We start from the raw sequence: 15,965 nt of genomic DNA, 5'->3' as shown, positions 1-15,965 counted from the left end.
GTAGTCTCGCGGCCCGTGTCCAGCGTGCAGGTACTCCTCTCCCGGGTCGATCCCGGTGTTCCGCTGCCCGGTTACGCCCGGCCGGGTGATGCCGGTGCCGATCTCGTCACCACCGAGGACGTGGTGCTCGCTCCCGGGGAGCGGGTGGTGGTCGGCACCGGGGTCGCGATCGCGCTCCCCGAGGGCTTCGCGGGCTTCGTGCACCCGCGCTCGGGCCTGGCCGCCAGGGCCGGGCTGTCGGTGGTGAACACCCCCGGCACGATCGACTCCGGCTACCGCGGCGAGATCAGGGTCTGCCTGATCAACCACGACCCGCGGGAGCCGCTGGAACTGGCTCGCGGGGACCGGATCGCGCAACTGGTGGTGCAGCGCGTCGAGCACGCGCGGTTCGTCGAGGTGGCGGAGTTGCCGGAGACCGAACGCGGTGGTGGCGGTTACGGGTCGACCGGCGGCCACGCGGTGTTGAGCGAGGAAACGGAGAAGTAGTGGGGATTTTCGGACGTAAGCGGCGTGCGGAGGCCGAGGACGAGCGGCCGAGGGGCCGGCACGCGGCCCCCGATGACGGGGAGGACGGCGACTTCGACGAGTCCCACCTCGAACCCGAGGTCACCACGGGTCCCTACGACGTCGGTGACGCCGAGGAGGACGGCATCCCGCGCATCGACCTGGGGTCGGTGCGGGTGCCGGTGCCCGAGGGCGCGCAGGTTCAGGTCGAGATGGACCAGGCCAGCGGCGGGGTGCGCGCGGTGCACGTGGTGACGCCGGTCGGCCAGGTCACCGTGAGCGCCTACGCGGCGCCGAAGTCCGGCGGGCTGTGGACCGAGGTCTGCGGTGAGCTGACCGAGCAGCTGCGCACCGACGGCGCCAAGGTGCAGCCGGGCCGCGGTGAGTGGGGCATGGAGCTGTCGGCCATCGTGGGTGAGGTGGCGCTGCGGTTCATCGGCGTGGACGGGCCGCGCTGGATGCTGCGCGGGGTGATCGCGGGACCGCAGTCGCAGGCGGCCCAGGCGCCGGAGGTGCTGCGGGAGATCGTGCGGCACACCATCGTCGTGCGCGGTGACTCGCCGATGCCGGTGCGCACCCCGCTGACCATCGAGCTGCCGGAAGCCGTGCAGCAGCACATCGCCGCCCAGCAGCAACAGGGCGGCTGACCCGATCGGGAGGAGTGGGGCATTTCGGGCAGAAGTGCCCCGTTCCCCCGCGGTCAGGCGAGGGCGTGCTGCCAGGCGGTGAGGGCGGCGCGGCCCAGTGACGCGCGGTCGGCGCCCAGTGCGGCCAGGGTGGTTTCCCGGACGCGGGCCCGCGGCAGGGCGTCCGCCCAGGCGTGCGCGACGGCGGCGGGGTGCACGGGGTCGTCCGTGCACGCGGCGATCCCCACCGGCATTCGCAGGTGCGCCAAGGCATCGAGCGTCGGCGCGGGGTGGGTGGAGGCGGCGCGCAGGCCGGCCGCCAGCGCCCCGCCGTGCCGCGGCCACGCCCGCCGCAGTTCCGCCGCCAGCCACGGGTCGACGCCGTCGGTGGCCACCGCCAGCGCCGCGGCCAAACCGTCCCGTTCCACCACCTCCGCCGAGATCCGGGCCGCCAGCGAGGCCGGGGCGCCGTCCGGCACGCCGTTCCACGCGGGCAGCGCCAGCAGCAGGCCCGCGCACCGGTCCGGGTTCGCCAGTGCCCATTCCGCCGCCAGGTGCGCCCCCAGGGAAACTCCGCCGACCAGCAGTCTTCCGTCGTGGGCCACCGCGGCCGCGGTGAAGGCGGCGAGGTAGCCGCCGATCAGCGCGGTGCCGTCGGACGGCGGTGCGGGCGCGATGAGCGTGATCCCGGTCGCGTGCAGGGGCCCGCCGAACACCGAGCGGACGAAGACCTCGTCGGATCCGGTGCCCGGCAACAGAACGGCGGTGCGCGGCATTGTGCAGGTCACGTTGCGATCCTGACGGGGAATCGGTTTTCCTGGCCCGGAAAAGCTACGCTGGTGGAGCACGGGCCGTTCAAGTCGGGGGCCCCGGAGCACAGGAGCACCGCATATGCCCGCCAAAGACGGCGGCTACTTCAGCCGGTTGGTTCGCAAGCTGACCACTGACGTCGACGAACTCGACGCCGACGACCTCTCCCAGGAGTCCGAAAAGTCCGGTGCACGCCGCGCCTGCGACTGCCGATCGGGTGAAGAGGTGACGGTGCTCGGGCGGCTCAGGAGCGTCGAACTGTGCCCCTCCAGCGAAGTGGCCACCCTGGAAGCCGAGCTGTTCGACGGCACCGACGGGGTCACGCTGGTCTGGCTCGGCCGCCGCCGCATCCCCGGAATCGAACCTGGGCGGACGGTGAAGGCACGTGGCAGGATGGCGGACCGCGACGGCCGCAAGGTGCTCTACAACCCGTACTACGAGTTGCAGACCACTTCCTGACGGCGCGCTTGTCCGTGCACCTCGAGCAGAGTGGTAACTCACCGTGAGCGAAGACCCGCGTACCGATCGCCAGGACAGCGACGGCGACGGCCAGCAGCCCGACCGCAAGATGCCCACGGTCTGGGAGGACATGGGCGGCGCGATCGGGTTGTTCTACTCCTCCTTCCCGGTCATGGTGTTCGTGCTGGTGAACGCGTTCGCCGGGCTGACGGCGGGCATCTGGAGCGCGGTCGGCGTCGGGGTGTTCTTCGTGGTGTTCCGCGCCATCCGCAAGGAGCCGCTCAAGCCGGCCATCTCGGGGTTCATCGGCATCGCCATCTCCTCCTTCATCGCCTACCGCACCGGCTCGGCGAAGGGCTTCTTCCTGGTCGGGATCTGGTTCAGCCTGGCCTGCTTCGTCCTGGTCGCGTTCACCATCGTCATCCGGTACCCGCTGGTCGGCGTGCTGTGGAGCGTGATGAACCGCGTGCCGATGAAGTGGAAGAAGGACAAGTCCTCGGTCTACGGCTACGACCTGGCCACCGCCGCGCTGGCCGCGGTCTTCGGTGCCCGCTTCGTCGTGCAGCGCTGGCTCTACGAGGAGGACTACACCGGCTGGCTGGCCTTCGCCAAGATCGCCATGGGCTATCCGCTGTGGGGCCTGGCGCTGATCGTGGTGGTGTGGGCCATCCGGCGCGCGGACAAGCGCATCAAGGCCAGGGAGGCCGAGGAAGAGCCCGAGGAGACCGACGAGCAGGCCGAGGCCCGGCTGCGGGAGAAGTACGCCAAGGCCCCGGAACAGCCCTCATAGCCCCGGTTCGTGGCGGAGCCCGCGCAGCGCGGTGAGCAGTTCGGTGCGGCGGTCGTGCGAGAGCGGCCGGAAGGCGCGGGCGGCGATCCGGTCGGTCAGCGCGTCGATCCGGACCCGCTCCGGCGAACCGGCGGCGAGCCGCCGGACCGAGCGCACCGTGTGCCCTTCGGCCTGCCACGCCACCGCGTGCGCGTCCGCCCGGTGGTGACGCAGCGCGTTCAGCCGGTGGAACAGATCACCCGCCACCCCGGGGTCCGGGTTGTGCTCGGCGAGCCCGGCGACGGCGTCGAACACCGGTCCGCCGGAGGTGCCCGCGGCGCCCGAGACGACCTCCTCGGCTAGTGACTTCCCTAGAACCGGTTCGCCCCAAAGGGTGCGGGCCATTTGCGCCTGGGCCACCGCCAACTGGCGCAGCAGCGCGCGCCCGCGTGAGCTGACCACGACCGTTTTGGCCGTTTTGAGCAGCCAGCCGGTGGCGACCAGCGCGTCGAGCCGGGCCTCCAGCCCGGTGACGTAGCGGTGCAGCCCGCGCACCACCTCCAGCGGCACCGGTTTCGACACCCCGAGCAGGCCGAGTTCGACCAGCGTGCCCGCGTGCGGCGGCAGCCCGTGCCGGTCGAAGATGGCCGGTGCCAGCCGGGTCGCGGTGAGCTGGTGCACCGCGGGCACCAGCCGGTCCAGTTCGGCGCCCACCCCGGCCGCGGTGACCGCCGCGTCGGCGGCGTCCAGCGCCACCCTGGTGGCCTCGATCAGCTCCTCGTCGCCGCCGTAGAGCCGCAGGCGCATCGCGGTGGCGAACCGCTCCCGCGCGAGCACCCAGTCCCCGGCGTCGTAGGCGCACTTCCCGGCGTGCTGGTAGACCACGTGCACCTGGTCCCCGGCCAGGTGCGCGTCGCGCAGGCAGTGCCGGAACTCCGATTCGGCCAGGGTGAACCGGCCCTGCCACTGGTGCACGTGGGCCAGCCGGACCCTGGCCAGCACCGCGTCCCGCGGCCTGCTCGCCAGCTCGACCGCGCGCGCCAGCTGGGTTTCGGCCTCGTCGAGCCGTTCCAGCAGGCGCGCGGCGACGCCGATGGCGGTGCGGTGGGCGCGTTCGTCCTCGGGATCCGCCGGTACCGGCCGGGCCAGTGCGGCGTCGAGCCACAGGGTGAGTTCGGCCGGGTTCTCGATGGTCTCCCGCAGGCTTTCCGGGTCGAGGCGGTAACGCGCCGGCCAGACTGGTTGAGCCATGTCAGCCGATCAGTACCCCAGCGCCGCGCGGATCTCCGGTTCCACATCGGACTGCGAGACGAACAGCAGCTCGTCGCCCGCCTCCAGCGGGTCCTCCGGCTGCGGCACGATGACCCGCTCGCCGCGCAGGATGGTCACCAGCGCGGCGTCGCGCGGCAGCGCCAGGTCGCGCACCGGGCGCCCGGCCAGCGGGGTCTCCTCCGGCAGGGTGATCTCCACCAGGTTCGCCTGGCTCTGCCGGAAGGTCATCAGCCGCACCAGGTCGCCGACGCTGACCGCCTCCTCCACCATCGCCGCCAGCATGCGCGGGGTGGACACCGCCACGTCCACCCCCCAGGCGTCGTTGAACAACCACTCGTTGGCCGGGTTGTTCACCCTGGCCACCACCCGCCGCACCGCGAACTCGGTCTTCGCCAGCAGCGACACCACCAGGTTCACCTTGTCGTCGCCGGTGGCCGCGATCACCACGTCGCACAGCTCGATGTCGGACTCTTCCAGGGTGGAGACCTCGCAGGCGTCCCCGAGCACCCAGTCGGCCTGCTCCACGGTCTCCGGCATGAACTGGTCGGCCTGGCGCTCGATGAGCATCACCTGGTGCCCGGCGTCGACCAGTTCGGCGGCGATGGACCGGCCCACCGCACCGGCTCCGGCAATGGCGACCCGCATCAGCTCTCCTCCTCCGGGGCGCGCGAGGCGACGCTGGTCACATCGCTCACCGTGCCCGAGTGCGCGGCCACGTACACCACGTCCCCGGACTGCAGCACGGCCTTCGAATCGGGCAGCACGCCGGTGCCGAAGCGCATGATGAACGCCACCCGCGCGCCGGTCTCCTGCTGCAGCTGGGCCACGCTGCGGCCGATCCAGTCCTCGTGCAGCGGCAGCTGCAGCAGGGCGACCGTGCCGGAGGGGTCCCGCCAGGCCGAGGCCACCCCGTCGGGCAGCAGGGTGCGCAGGAAGCGGTCGGTGGTCCACGGCACGGTGGCCACCGTCGGGATGCCGAGCCGCTCGTAGACCGCGGCGCGCTTGTGGTCGTAGATGCGCGCCACCACGTGCTCGACGCCGAAGTTCTCCCTGGCCACCCTGGCCGAGATGATGTTCGAGTTGTCCCCGCTGGACACCGCCGCGAACGCCCCGGCGCGCTCGATGCCCGCCTCGATCAGCACCCGCCGGTCGAACCCGACCCCGACCACCTGCTGGCCGTGGAAGTCGCTGCCCAGCCGGCGGAACGACTGCTGGTTGCGGTCGATCACCGCCACCTCGTGCCCGAGCCGTCCGAGTGCGGCGGCCAGCGATGCGCCGACCCGGCCGCACCCCATGATCACCACGTGCACCGTTGCGCCTCCCTAATCTCACACACCAGCCGTGAACCTACCGGCAGCACCGGGTGCGGGGGAGGGCGCCTTACCGCGCGGCGCTCGGCTGGACGGGTGAGCACTGGATTACCCTTCCGCCGTGTCCAAGTTCGCCACCGCGGTCAAGCGGCTGGTCCTGGGGCGGCCGTTCCGCAGCGACCGCCTGGCCCACAACCTGCTGCCCAAGCGCATCGCCCTGCCGGTCTTCGCGTCCGACGCGCTGTCCAGCGTGGCCTACGCGCCGCAGGAGATCTTCCTGACGCTCAGCGTGGCCGGCCTGGCCGCGTTCACCATGTCGCCGTGGATCGGGCTGGTCGTGGTGGTGGTCATGCTGGCCGTGGTGGCCAGCTACCGGCAGAACGTGCACGCCTATCCCAGCGGCGGCGGGGACTACGAGGTCGCCACGGTGAACATCGGCCCGAAGGCGGGGCTGACCGTGGCCAGCGCGCTGCTGGTCGACTACGTGCTCACGGTCGCGGTGTCCATCTCCTCGGCGGCGGCGAACATCGGCGCGCTGGTGCCGTTCGTGGCCGAGCACAAGGTGCTCTTCTGCGTCGGGGCGATCCTGCTGCTGTCGGGGATGAACCTGCGCGGCATCCGCGAGTCCGGCAGCACCTTCGCGGTGCCCACCTACGCCTTCATGGTCGGCATCTTCCTGATGATCGGCACCGGGCTCTACCGCACCCTGGTGGCCGGTGAGGAACTGCGGGCGGACAGCGCCGGGCTGCAGCTGGCCGAGGACAACGAGCACCTGGCCGGGCTGGCGATGGTGTTCCTGGTGCTGCGTGCGTTCACCCAGGGCTGCGCGGCGCTGACCGGGGTGGAGGCGATCAGCAACGGCGTGCCCGCCTTCCGCAAGCCCAAGTCCCGCAACGCCGCGACCACCCTGCTGATGCTCGGCCTGATCGCGGTGACCATGTTCATGGGCATCATCGTGCTGGCCCGCGAGACCGGGGTGGTGCTGGCCGAGGACCCGGCGCGGCAGCTGCTCAACGCCCCGCCGGGCTACGCCCAGGACACGCTGATCGTGCAGCTGGCGCACACGGTGTTCTCCGGGTTCGGCTTCGGTTACTTCTTCGTCATCGTGGTCACCGGGCTGATCCTGGTGCTGGCCGCGAACACCGCGTTCAACGGCTTCCCGGTGCTCGGCTCGATCCTGGCGCAGGACCGGTTCCTGCCGCGCCAGCTGCACACCCGCGGTGACCGGCTGGCCTTCTCCAACGGCATCCTGTTCCTGGCCGGGTTCGCCATCGTGCTGGTGGTCGCCTTCGAAGCCGAGGTGACCCGGCTGATCCCGCTCTACACCGTCGGGGTGTTCGTCTCGTTCACGCTGAGCCAGATCGGCATGCTGCGGCACTGGAACCGGTTGCTGGGCCGGACCGGGAACCCGCCGGAACCGGCGGAACGGCGCCGGATGCGGCAGTCCCAGGCGATCAACACCTTCGGCCTGGTGATGACCGGTTCGGTGCTGGTCATCGTGCTGATCACCAAGTTCCTCGCCGGGGCCTGGATCGCCATCGTCGCGATGGTGCTGATCTTCCTGCTGATGAGCGCGATCCGGAAGCACTACGACCGGGTCGCCGAGGAACTGCGCAAGGAGGACGAAAAGCCCGCCGTGCTGCCCTCCCGCAACCACGCCGTGGTGCTGGTGTCCCAGCTGCACCGGCCGACGCTGCGGGCGCTGGCCTACGCCAAGGCGACCCGGCCGGACGTGCTCGAAGCGGTCACCGTCAACGTGGACGACACCGACACCCGCAAACTGGTTTCGGCCTGGAGCAAGCACGACTTCAAGGTGCCGCTGAAGGTGGTCGAGTCGCCCTACCGCGAGATCACCAAGCCGGTGCTGGACTACGTCAAGCGCATCCGCGGCGACAACCCGCGTCACGTGGTCACGGTGTTCATCCCGGAGTACGTGGTGGGGCACTGGTGGGAGCAGGTGCTGCACAACCAGAGCGCGCTGCGGCTCAAGGGCAGGCTGCTGTTCCAGCCGGGCGTCATGGTGACCAGCGTGCCGTGGCAGCTGAAGTCCTCGGTGAAGGCGCACGACCGCGCCGACCGGGAGCGCCCGGCCGCCGGTGACGTGCGCCGCGGCCTGCTGGGCAGCACGCGGTCTACTTCGGAGCACGGCAAATGAGCGTGGACTGGACCGGCAGGCGGGTCGAACTGGAGATCACCGCGGTGGCGCACGGCGGGCACTGCGTCGGCCGGGCCGAGAACCGGGTGGTCTTCGTCCGCCACGCCCTGCCGGGGGAGCGGGTGGTGGCCGAGGTCACCGAGGACAAGGGCGGCTCGTTCTGCCGGGCCGACGCGGTCGAGGTGCTCACCGCGTCGCCGGATCGGGTGGCACCGCCGTGCCCGCTGGCCGGTCCCGGGTTGTGCGGTGGCTGCGACTGGCAGCACGCCTCCCCGGCGGCGCAACGGGAGCTGAAGGGCGCGGTGGTCGCCGAGCAGCTGCGGCGGCTGGCCGGGATCGAGCGGGCGGTCGAGGTCGAGGAGCTGCCCGGCGGCCCGCTCGGCTGGCGGACGCGGGTGCGGCTGGTGGCCGGCCGGGACGGGCGCGCGGGCCTGCGGGCGCACCGGAGCCACCGGGTGGTCCCGTTGGGGGACAACGGTTGCCCGATCACCGTGCCCGGCGCGCTCGACGACGTGCTGGCGCGGACCTGGCGGCCGGGCACGGAGATCGAGGTCACCGCGGACGGTGACGGTCAGGTGCACGTGGACAGTGGCGGCGTCGCCGTGCAGCACGCCGCGGGCCGCGACTGGCGGCTGGCCGCCCACGGGTTCTGGCAGGTGCACCCGGCCGCGGCGGACACCTTCGCCGCGGTGGTCGGCGACTGGGCGCGTGCGCCGTTGACCGGGCGGGTGTGGGACCTGTACGCGGGGGTCGGCCTGTTCGCCTCGGTGCTGGCCGAGCAGGTGGGGCCGCGGGGGAACGTGCTGGCGGTCGAATCGGGCCACCGCGCGGTGGTCGACGGCACGGCGAACCTGGTGGACCTGCCGCAGGTGCACTGGCGCTCCGGCCGGGTCGAGCAGGTGCTGGCCTCGCTCGACCCGGACGACGAGCGCCCGGACGTGGTGGTGCTGGACCCGCCGCGCAAGGGTGCCGGCAAGGCCGTGGTCGACGCGATCGCCGAGGGGTCACCGGAGCGCGTGGTCTACGTGGCCTGCGATCCGGCGGCGCTGGCCCGGGACCTGGCCACGTTCGGGGAGCACGGGTACGAACTGGCGGGGTTGCGGGCTTTTGACGCGTTCCCGATGACGCATCACGTGGAGTGCGTGGCTTTGCTGCACTGAGGGTGATGGGGCGGGGGGTGTGGTGGGCGCTCGCGTTTTGTTCCCGGCTCACCTTGGGGGTTGGCTTGGGGTGTCTTGGGGCGCGTCGGCTTGGTCAGGGGGCGGGCGCGTCACCGGGCGTCTTCGGCCATCATGTCGGCGCACTTCTCGCCGATGGCCATGGTGGTGATGCACGGGTTCACCGCGACCAGGAAGGGCATCGCCGAGCCGTCGCAGACGCGCAACCCCTCGACGCCCCGGACCCGCAGGCGTTCGTCCAGCACGGCCAGCGGGTCGTCTTCGGCGCCCATCTTCACCGTGCAGGACGGGTGGTAGACGGTGTTGTGCGTCTTGCGCAGGTAATCGGCGATCTCGTCGTCGCTCCGGGCTTCGGGGCCCGGGGCGAGTTCGGCACCGGCGTGCGCGGCCATCGCGGGCTGGGCGACGATCTCCCTGGCCAGCCGCACGCCGCGGGTCATCACGCGCATGTCGTGCGGATCGGTGAAGTACCGCGGATCCACCTTCGGCCGGTCGCGGAAGTCCATGGTGCGCAGGCGGACCGTGCCGGTCGACCGGCTGCGGGTGACGTTCGGCGTCAGGCAGAAGCCGTTCTCCGTGGTCGGGTAGCCGTGCCGCCGGGTGTTCAGGTCGAACGGCACCGAACCGTAGTGGAACATCAGGTCCGGCCGGTCCAGGCCGGGCTCGGTGGTGGTGAAGATGCCGATCTCCCACCACTGCGTGGATTCGGTGACCATCGGCTGCCTGGCCTCCCACTGGACCAGGCCCTCGGGGTGGTCCTGCAGGTTCTCACCGACGCCCGGCGCGTCCACCAGCACCTCGACGCCGACCTCGCGCAGGTGCCCGGCGGGCCCGATGCCCGAGAGCATCAGCAGCTTCGGCGAGTCGATCGCGCCGGCGCTGAGCACCACCTCGCGGCGGGCCAGGATCTCCCGGCTGTGCAGCAGGTCCGGCGCCTGGTACTCGACCCCGGTGCAGCGCTTGCCGTCGAAGAGCAGCCTCTTCGCCCGCAGCCCGGTCCGGACCTCCAGGTTCTTCCGCTGCCCGATGATCGGGTGCAGGTAGGACACCGACGCCGAGGAGCGGGTGCCGTCCTCACGGGCGTTGATCTGGAACCAGTTCGCGCCGTGCGTCACGGTTTTGCCGGAGTTGAACTCCGTGCGCGGAATGCCGGCTTGCTCGCACGCCTCCAGCAGGGCCACACCGACCGGGTCGCGCGGCGGCACCGAGCGGATGGTCACCGGACCGGACCGGCCGTGGTGCTCACCCGGCCCGTCGTTGGTCTCGAGTTCCCGGTACAGCGGGAAGATGTCGGCCGCCGACCAGCCGGGCAGGCCGAGCGAGGCCCACTCGTCGAGGTCCTCGGCCGGGGCCCAGAAGGCGATGCACGAGTTGTGCGAGGAGCAGCCGCCGAGCACCTTCGCCCTGGCGTGGCGCAGGAACGAGTTGCCCGACCCCTGCGGCTCGACCGGGTAGTCCCAGTCGTACGCCGATTCCAGCAGGCCCATCCACCGGTCCAGCCGCAGGATCGCGTCGTCGTCCACATCGGACGGTCCGGCTTCGAGCAGGCACACGGTGACCGAGGGGTCCTCCGACAACCGGGCGGCCAGCACCGAACCCGCCGTGCCCCCGCCCACGATGACGTAGTCGAACTCCTCGCTCACGCAGTCTCCTCTGCCTGCTCGCGCGCCGCTTCGGCGCGGTGGTCGTCGAGAACGCCGGTGCGGTGGCGCAACCGGAACCAGTAGTAGGCGAAGCCCAGCGCGGCCACCGCGCCGACGAAGAGCACCGCGCCCCACCGCAGGTACCAGTGGTGGGGCTCGGTGGCGTTGTAGACCTCCCGGCGCGGCCACGCCAGGTTCACGATCATGCCCAGGCCCCACAGCACACCCAGGACGTTCACCGGCAGGCCCAGCCTGCCGAGGGAGAAGTACTTCCTCCCCGGCACCTCCGGCGGCGGCCACTGCCCCCGCAGCCGCTTGACCAGCATCGGCACCGTCACCAGCAGGTAGGCGAAGTAGATCATGATGATGCCGATGCTGGTGATCACCGTGAAGATCTGCGGCTGGTTGATGTTGACCACCAGGATGACCACCGCGATCACCCCGGCCACCACCGCGGGCACCACCGGCGTCTTCGTCTTCGGCGAAATCCGTGCCAGCTTCGACCCGGCGGGCAGCGCGTTGTCGCGCGCCATCGCGAACATCATCCGGATCGCCGCCGACTGCACCGCCAGGATGCACACGGTGATCGCGATGACCACGGTGATCAGCAGGATCTTGCCGACCGTGCTGCCCAGCACGTCCAGCACGATGAACTGCAGCCCGCCGGTGGCGATCTCGGGACTGCCGATGTCGCCGACCGCCATCAGCGCGAACAGCAGGATCAGCCCGCCGAGCAGGAAGGAGGCGATCAGCGCGCGCAGGATGGCCTTCGGCGCGTTGCGGCGCGGGTCGTGCGACTCCTCACCGAGCGAGCTGGCCGTGTCGAAGCCGTACATCACGTAGGTGGAGGCGAGCGAGGCCACCAGGAACGCGCCGAGGTAACCGCCTGCCTGCCCGGCTCCGGCGCCGTGGGTTTCCAGCACCACCCCCGGCCCGCGGGTGGTGTTCGCCGCCAGCAGCACGACCAGCAGCACCGCGGCGATCAGCTCGATGAACACCCCGGCGCTGTTGATCCGCGCCATCAGCTGCACACCCCAGGCGTTGACCACGGTGGTGAACACGATGAACACCGTGCCGAGGAGCACCGCGTTCACCGCGGGGTTCTCCACGAACTGGAAGAAGCCGAGGATCTGCGGCAGCGTGATCTGGTAGGCCAGCGCCACCGAAGCGATCGAGACGATCGACGCGGTCAGCATCATCCAGCCGGCCAGCCAGGCCACGTGCGGGCTGCCGAGCCGCTTCGACCAGTTGTAGATCGAACCCGCCACCGGGTAGTGCGCGGCCAGTTCGGCGAAGGACAGCGCGACCATCAGCTGCCCGGCGAACACCAGCGGCCACGACCACCAGTAGGCCGGTCCGCCGAAGCCGAACCCGAAGTAGAACAGCTGGAACGTGCCGGTGAGGATGGAGATGTAGGAGATACCGGCGGCGAAGGTGTGGAAGTTGCCGAGGGTCCGCTCCAGTTCCTGCTTGTAGCCGAACCCGGCCAGGCCGTCGTCGGTCTGACTCATCGCACGCCCCTCCCGGCCGTCAGCGCCGCTCGCCGGAGAACCAGTGCTGCGGGCCCGGCCGCGTGTTCTGGTAGATGTGCTTGGCCTCCTGGTACTCGGCCAGCCCGGTCGGGCCCAGTTCGCGGCCGAAGCCGGACTGCTTGAACCCGCCCCACTCGGCCTGCGGCAGGTACGGGTGGTAGTCGTTGATCCAGACCGTGCCGTGCCGCAGCCGGTTCGCCACCCGCTGCGCCTTGGACACGTCGCCGGTGAACACCGCACCGGCCAGGCCGTAGTGCGTGTCGTTGGCGATGCGCACCGCGTCGTCCTCGTCGGTGAAGGTCTCCACGGTGAGCACCGGGCCGAAGGACTCCTCGGTGACCGCGTGACTGCCCTGCGCCACGCCGTCCAGCACGGTCGGCAGGTAGTAGTGGCCACCGGCGTACTTCTCGCCCTCCGGCCGCTTCCCGCCGGTGCGCAGCACCGCGCCCTCGGCGACCGCGGTGGCCACGTAGTGCTCCACCTTCTCCAGGTGCGCCGCGGAGATCAGCGGCCCGGTCTCGGCGTCGGGGTCGAACGGCCCGCCGATGCGGATCAGCTCGGCCCGCCGCACGATCTCGTCGACCAGCCGGTCGTGCAGCTCCTCCTGCACGATCAGCCGGGCGCCTGCCGAGCAGACCTGGCCGGAGTGCAGGAAGACCGCGGTCAGCGCGTGGTCCACCGCGGTGTCGAAGTCGGCGTCGGCGAAGACCACGTTCGGGTTCTTGCCGCCCAGTTCCAGCGCCACCTTCTTGACCGTGGCCGCGGCGGCCGCGGCCACCACCCGGCCGGTGGCCAGCCCGCCGGTGAACGAGACCAGGTCGACGTCCGGGTGCTCGGCCAGCGGCGCCCCCGCCACCGGCCCCGCGCCCAGCACCAGGTTGGCCACCCCGTCCGGCACACCCGCCTCCATCAGCAGGCGCATCAGCATGATCGAGGTGTGCGGGGTCAGCTCGCTCGGCTTGAGCACGAAGGTGCAACCGGCGGCCAGCGCCGGGGCCACCTTCCAGGCGGTCTGCAGCAGCGGGTAGTTCCACGGCGTGATCAGCCCGCAGACGCCGGCCGGTTCGTAGGTGATCCGGCTGATCGCGTCCGGGTTGCCGGTGTCCACCACCCGGCCGCCGGCCTGCCCGGCGAGCTTGCCGAAGTAGCGGAAGCAGGCGGCGATGTCGGCCATGTCGTACTCGCTCTCCACCAGCCGCTTGCCGGTGTCCAGCGATTCGGCCCTGGCGAAGCTCGCCTTGTCGCGCTCCAGCAGCTGGGCCACCCGGAGCAGCACGTCCCCGCGTTCCCAGCTGGGGGTGGTCGGCCACGGCCCGTTGTCGAAGGCGTCGCGGGCGGCGGCGATGGCCGCCTCGGTGTCCTCCCTGGTGCCTTCGGCGACCTCGGCGACCAGCGAGCCGTTGGCCGGGCACCGGATCTCCCTGGTGCCCCCCGCCCGCGGAGCCACCCACTGTCCACCGATGAAGAAGTCCGCCATCTGCCCTCTTTCGACCTGAGTCCGTTTCGCGCGCGTGCGAGGGGGGATCCTACGCCGTTCGGGCGTGCTCGCCATCCCGATCGGCCGGTGATCGGCTTCACAGGTCACCGGCACGGGCGGTGGTTTTCCCACCGCGGGCGACCGGGTGACGGTGCCGCTCTACTGCTGGTCAGCCCGGGGATCACCCGGACGTGACGTGATGCCAGCCGCGTGGCGGATCCGGCCGCGGCGGGCCTCCGTAGACTGGGCGGTCGACGACGGTTGTCGAGCAGGCGAGGTGGAGCGTGACGTTGCTGGAATCCGTGCACGGACCGGCGGACCTGAAGCGGATGGGGCACGACGAGCTGGAGCTGCTCGCCGGGCAGATCCGGGACTTCCTGGTCGAGAAGGTGTGCCGGACCGGCGGTCACCTCGGGCCCAACCTCGGGGTGGTGGAGCTGACCCTGGCCCTGCACCGGGTGTTCGACTCGCCGTCGGACGCGATCGTCTGGGACGTCGGGCACCAGAGCTACGTGCACAAGATCGTCACCGGCAGGCACCCCGGCTTCGACGGGCTGCGCCAGCAGGGCGGGCTCACCGGTTACCCCTCGCGCGCCGAGAGCGAGCACGACCTGGTGGAGAACAGCCACGCCTCGGCCGCCTTGTCCTATGTGGACGGCCTGGCGAAGGCGTTCGAGCTGACCGGCGGCGGCAGGCACGCGGTCGCCGTGGTCGGCGACGGCGCGCTGACCGGCGGCATGTGCTGGGAGGCGCTGAACAACATCGCCGCCGCCCCGCACCGGCCGGTGGTGATCGTGGTCAACGACAACGGCCGGTCCTACTCGCCGACCATCGGCGGGCTCGCCGAGCACCTGGCTTCGCTGCGCCTGCGGCCGGGTTACGAGCGCCTGCTCGACGGCGGCCGTGAACTGCTCCGCCGCACCCCGGTCGTGGGCAAGCCGGTCTACGCCGCGCTGCACGCGGCCAAGGCCGGGCTCAAGGACGCGGTCAGCCCGCAGCGCATGTTCGCCGACCTCGGGCTCAAGTACGTCGGCCCGGTCGACGGCCACGACCTGCCCGCGCTGGAGAAGGCGCTGCACAGCGCCAAGGCCTTCGGCGGCCCGGTGATCGTGCACGCGGTGACCGAGAAGGGGCACGGCTACGAGCCCGCGGTCAACCACGTGCACGACCAGATGCACCAGACCGATCCGCTGGACCCGGAGACCGGCCTGCCGCCGGTCAAGGGCCCGAGCTGGACCGGGGTGTTCGGCGACGAACTGGCCGCCATCGGCGCGGAACGCGAGGACGTGGTGGCGATCACCGCGGCCATGCTGCGCTCCACCGGGCTGCACAAGTTCGCCGAGGCCCACCCCGACCGCTGGTACGACGTCGGCATCGCCGAGCAGCACGCGGTGGCCTCGGCCGCCGGGCTGGCCATGGGCGGCATGCACCCGGTGGTGGCCATCTACGCCACCTTCCTCAACCGCGCCTTCGACCAGGTGCTGATGGACGTGGCGCTGCACCGCCAGGCGGTCACCTTCGTGCTCGACCGGGCGGGCATCACCGGGCCGGACGGGGCCAGCCACCACGGCATGTGGGACCTGTCGCTGCTCGGCCTGGTGCCCGGGATGCGGGTGGCCGCGCCCCGCGACGCGGTGACCCTGCGCGAGGAGCTGCGGGAGGCGGTGGCCGTCTCCGACGGGCCGACCGCGCTCCGGTTCTCCCGCGGCGGGGTGATCGAGTCGGTGCCCGCGGTGGACCGGCTCGGCGTGGTCGACGTGCTGCGCCGCCCGGCCGACGGCGCCGGGACCGACGTGCTGCTGGTCGCCGTCGGTGCCTTCGCCAAGCTGGGCCTGGCCGCCGCGGACCGGCTGGCCGACCAGGGCATCGGCGTCACCGTGGTGGACCCGCGGTGGGTGCTGCCGGTGCCCGGTGAGCTGACCGCGCTCGCCGAGGCGCACCGCCTGGTGGTCACCGTGGAGGACAACGGGCGCCACGGCGGTTTCGGCTCCCTGCTGGCCGCCGCCCTCCGCGACGCCGACTGCGCGGTGCCGGTGCGGGACCTGGCCGTGCCGCAGCGCTTCCTCGACCACGGCACCCGCGACGAGGTGCTCGCCGGGATCGGCCTGACCGCCCAGGACGTCGCCCGCAAGGTCACCGAGTGGACCGCTGTGACGCTGCCGCGCCTCCGGCACGGCGGCGAGGCCGCTTTGAGCCAATCTCTGGAGTGACACCGGGAGCCAGGCGGGAG

Annotated in this window: 14 protein-coding genes; 7 read left to right on the top strand and 7 right to left on the bottom strand. The window is 71.7% G+C overall.

All coding sequences use genetic code 11. The features are described from left to right. Positions 1 to 15: 15 nt before the first annotated feature. Positions 16 to 486 carry a dUTP diphosphatase gene (gene dut / locus AC07EG_RS16075; protein WP_478253856.1) on the top strand — a complete coding sequence of 157 codons (471 nt, stop codon included), beginning with the start codon at positions 16 to 18 and terminating at the stop codon, positions 484 to 486. After that, positions 486 to 1,151, top strand: a complete 666-nt coding sequence (locus tag AC07EG_RS16070) for a DUF3710 domain-containing protein (protein ID WP_478253855.1) — start codon at positions 486 to 488, stop codon at positions 1,149 to 1,151. Before dut ends, AC07EG_RS16070 begins: the two co-directional genes overlap by 1 nt. A 53-nt stretch (positions 1,152 to 1,204) precedes the next feature. On the opposite strand, the gene AC07EG_RS16065 is transcribed toward AC07EG_RS16070, so the two are convergent. Then, positions 1,205 to 1,918 (bottom strand): alpha/beta fold hydrolase, encoded by a 714-nt coding sequence (locus AC07EG_RS16065; protein WP_478253854.1) that lies wholly within the window; start codon positions 1,916 to 1,918, stop codon positions 1,205 to 1,207. 103 nt (positions 1,919 to 2,021) lie between these two features. Here AC07EG_RS16065 and AC07EG_RS16060 point away from each other — a divergent pair, with 103 nt between their 5' ends. Further along, entirely contained in the window at positions 2,022 to 2,399 is a 378-nt protein-coding gene (locus tag AC07EG_RS16060; RefSeq protein ID WP_478253853.1) for an OB-fold nucleic acid binding domain-containing protein, read from the top strand. Between the two features lie 109 nt (positions 2,400 to 2,508). Further along, positions 2,509 to 3,189, top strand: a complete 681-nt coding sequence (locus AC07EG_RS16055; protein WP_478253933.1) for a DUF3159 domain-containing protein — start codon at positions 2,509 to 2,511, stop codon at positions 3,187 to 3,189. Here AC07EG_RS16055 and AC07EG_RS16050 read toward each other — a convergent pair. Genes AC07EG_RS16050 through AC07EG_RS16040 form a run of 3 tightly spaced genes read right to left on the bottom strand, consistent with a single transcriptional unit; the run spans position 3,184 to position 5,750 of the window. Beyond that, positions 3,184 to 4,419, bottom strand: a complete 1,236-nt coding sequence (locus tag AC07EG_RS16050; RefSeq protein ID WP_478253852.1) for a hypothetical protein — start codon at positions 4,417 to 4,419, stop codon at positions 3,184 to 3,186. The two genes, AC07EG_RS16055 and AC07EG_RS16050, sit on opposite strands and share 6 nt — an antisense overlap. 9 nt (positions 4,420 to 4,428) lie before the next feature. After that, entirely contained in the window at positions 4,429 to 5,085 is a 657-nt protein-coding gene (locus tag AC07EG_RS16045) for a potassium channel family protein (RefSeq protein ID WP_209665733.1), read from the bottom strand. Next, a complete protein-coding gene (locus AC07EG_RS16040; RefSeq protein WP_478253851.1) occupies positions 5,085 to 5,750 on the bottom strand; it encodes a potassium channel family protein in 666 nt (221 codons plus the stop codon). The genes AC07EG_RS16045 and AC07EG_RS16040 overlap by 1 nt, the downstream gene beginning before the upstream one ends. A gap of 121 nt (positions 5,751 to 5,871) precedes the next feature. Here AC07EG_RS16040 and AC07EG_RS16035 point away from each other — a divergent pair, with 121 nt between their 5' ends. Together AC07EG_RS16035 and AC07EG_RS16030 are read left to right on the top strand one after the other, a co-directional pair. Then, positions 5,872 to 7,905, top strand: a complete 2,034-nt coding sequence (locus AC07EG_RS16035) for an APC family permease (RefSeq protein ID WP_478253850.1) — start codon at positions 5,872 to 5,874, stop codon at positions 7,903 to 7,905. Continuing rightward, complete coding sequence (locus AC07EG_RS16030) at positions 7,902 to 9,065, top strand: class I SAM-dependent RNA methyltransferase (RefSeq protein WP_478253849.1); 1,164 nt, start codon at positions 7,902 to 7,904, stop codon at positions 9,063 to 9,065. The genes AC07EG_RS16035 and AC07EG_RS16030 overlap by 4 nt, the downstream gene beginning before the upstream one ends. A gap of 110 nt (positions 9,066 to 9,175) precedes the next feature. Here the strand turns inward: AC07EG_RS16030 and AC07EG_RS16025 are convergent, their stop codons facing one another. From AC07EG_RS16025 to AC07EG_RS16015, 3 genes are read right to left on the bottom strand one after another with little or no spacing between them, the layout of a single operon-like run. Further along, complete coding sequence (locus AC07EG_RS16025; protein WP_478253848.1) at positions 9,176 to 10,726, bottom strand: GMC family oxidoreductase; 1,551 nt, start codon at positions 10,724 to 10,726, stop codon at positions 9,176 to 9,178. Beyond that, positions 10,723 to 12,237 (bottom strand): APC family permease, encoded by a 1,515-nt coding sequence (locus AC07EG_RS16020; protein ID WP_478253847.1) that lies wholly within the window; start codon positions 12,235 to 12,237, stop codon positions 10,723 to 10,725. Before AC07EG_RS16020 ends, AC07EG_RS16025 begins: the two co-directional genes overlap by 4 nt. A 19-nt stretch (positions 12,238 to 12,256) precedes the next feature. Further along, positions 12,257 to 13,735: an aldehyde dehydrogenase family protein gene (locus tag AC07EG_RS16015; protein ID WP_478253846.1), complete on the bottom strand. Its 1,479-nt coding sequence runs from the start codon at positions 13,733 to 13,735 to the stop codon at positions 12,257 to 12,259. Positions 13,736 to 14,019: 284 nt separating this feature from the next. Between AC07EG_RS16015 and dxs the strand changes: the two genes are divergently transcribed. After that, positions 14,020 to 15,945, top strand: coding sequence for a 1-deoxy-D-xylulose-5-phosphate synthase (gene dxs, locus AC07EG_RS16010; protein ID WP_478253845.1), 1,926 nt, complete (start codon positions 14,020 to 14,022; stop codon positions 15,943 to 15,945). The last annotated feature ends 20 nt before the right edge of the window (positions 15,946 to 15,965 follow it).

Source organism: Amycolatopsis sp. NPDC045836 (assembly GCF_056431745.1).
This window is presented reverse-complemented; position numbering and strand designations above follow the sequence as displayed.

Coding starts and splice junctions, on each gene's coding strand:
- AC07EG_RS16020 (WP_478253847.1), bottom strand. CDS start 12,237: ATGAGTCAGACCGACGACGGCCTGGCCGGGTTCGGCTACAAGCAGGAA.
- AC07EG_RS16060 (WP_478253853.1), top strand. CDS start 2,022: ATGCCCGCCAAAGACGGCGGCTACTTCAGCCGGTTGGTTCGCAAGCTG.
- AC07EG_RS16030 (WP_478253849.1), top strand. CDS start 7,902: ATGAGCGTGGACTGGACCGGCAGGCGGGTCGAACTGGAGATCACCGCG.
- AC07EG_RS16045 (WP_209665733.1), bottom strand. CDS start 5,085: ATGCGGGTCGCCATTGCCGGAGCCGGTGCGGTGGGCCGGTCCATCGCC.
- AC07EG_RS16055 (WP_478253933.1), top strand. CDS start 2,509: ATGCCCACGGTCTGGGAGGACATGGGCGGCGCGATCGGGTTGTTCTAC.
- AC07EG_RS16050 (WP_478253852.1), bottom strand. CDS start 4,419: ATGGCTCAACCAGTCTGGCCGGCGCGTTACCGCCTCGACCCGGAAAGC.
- AC07EG_RS16015 (WP_478253846.1), bottom strand. CDS start 13,735: ATGGCGGACTTCTTCATCGGTGGACAGTGGGTGGCTCCGCGGGCGGGG.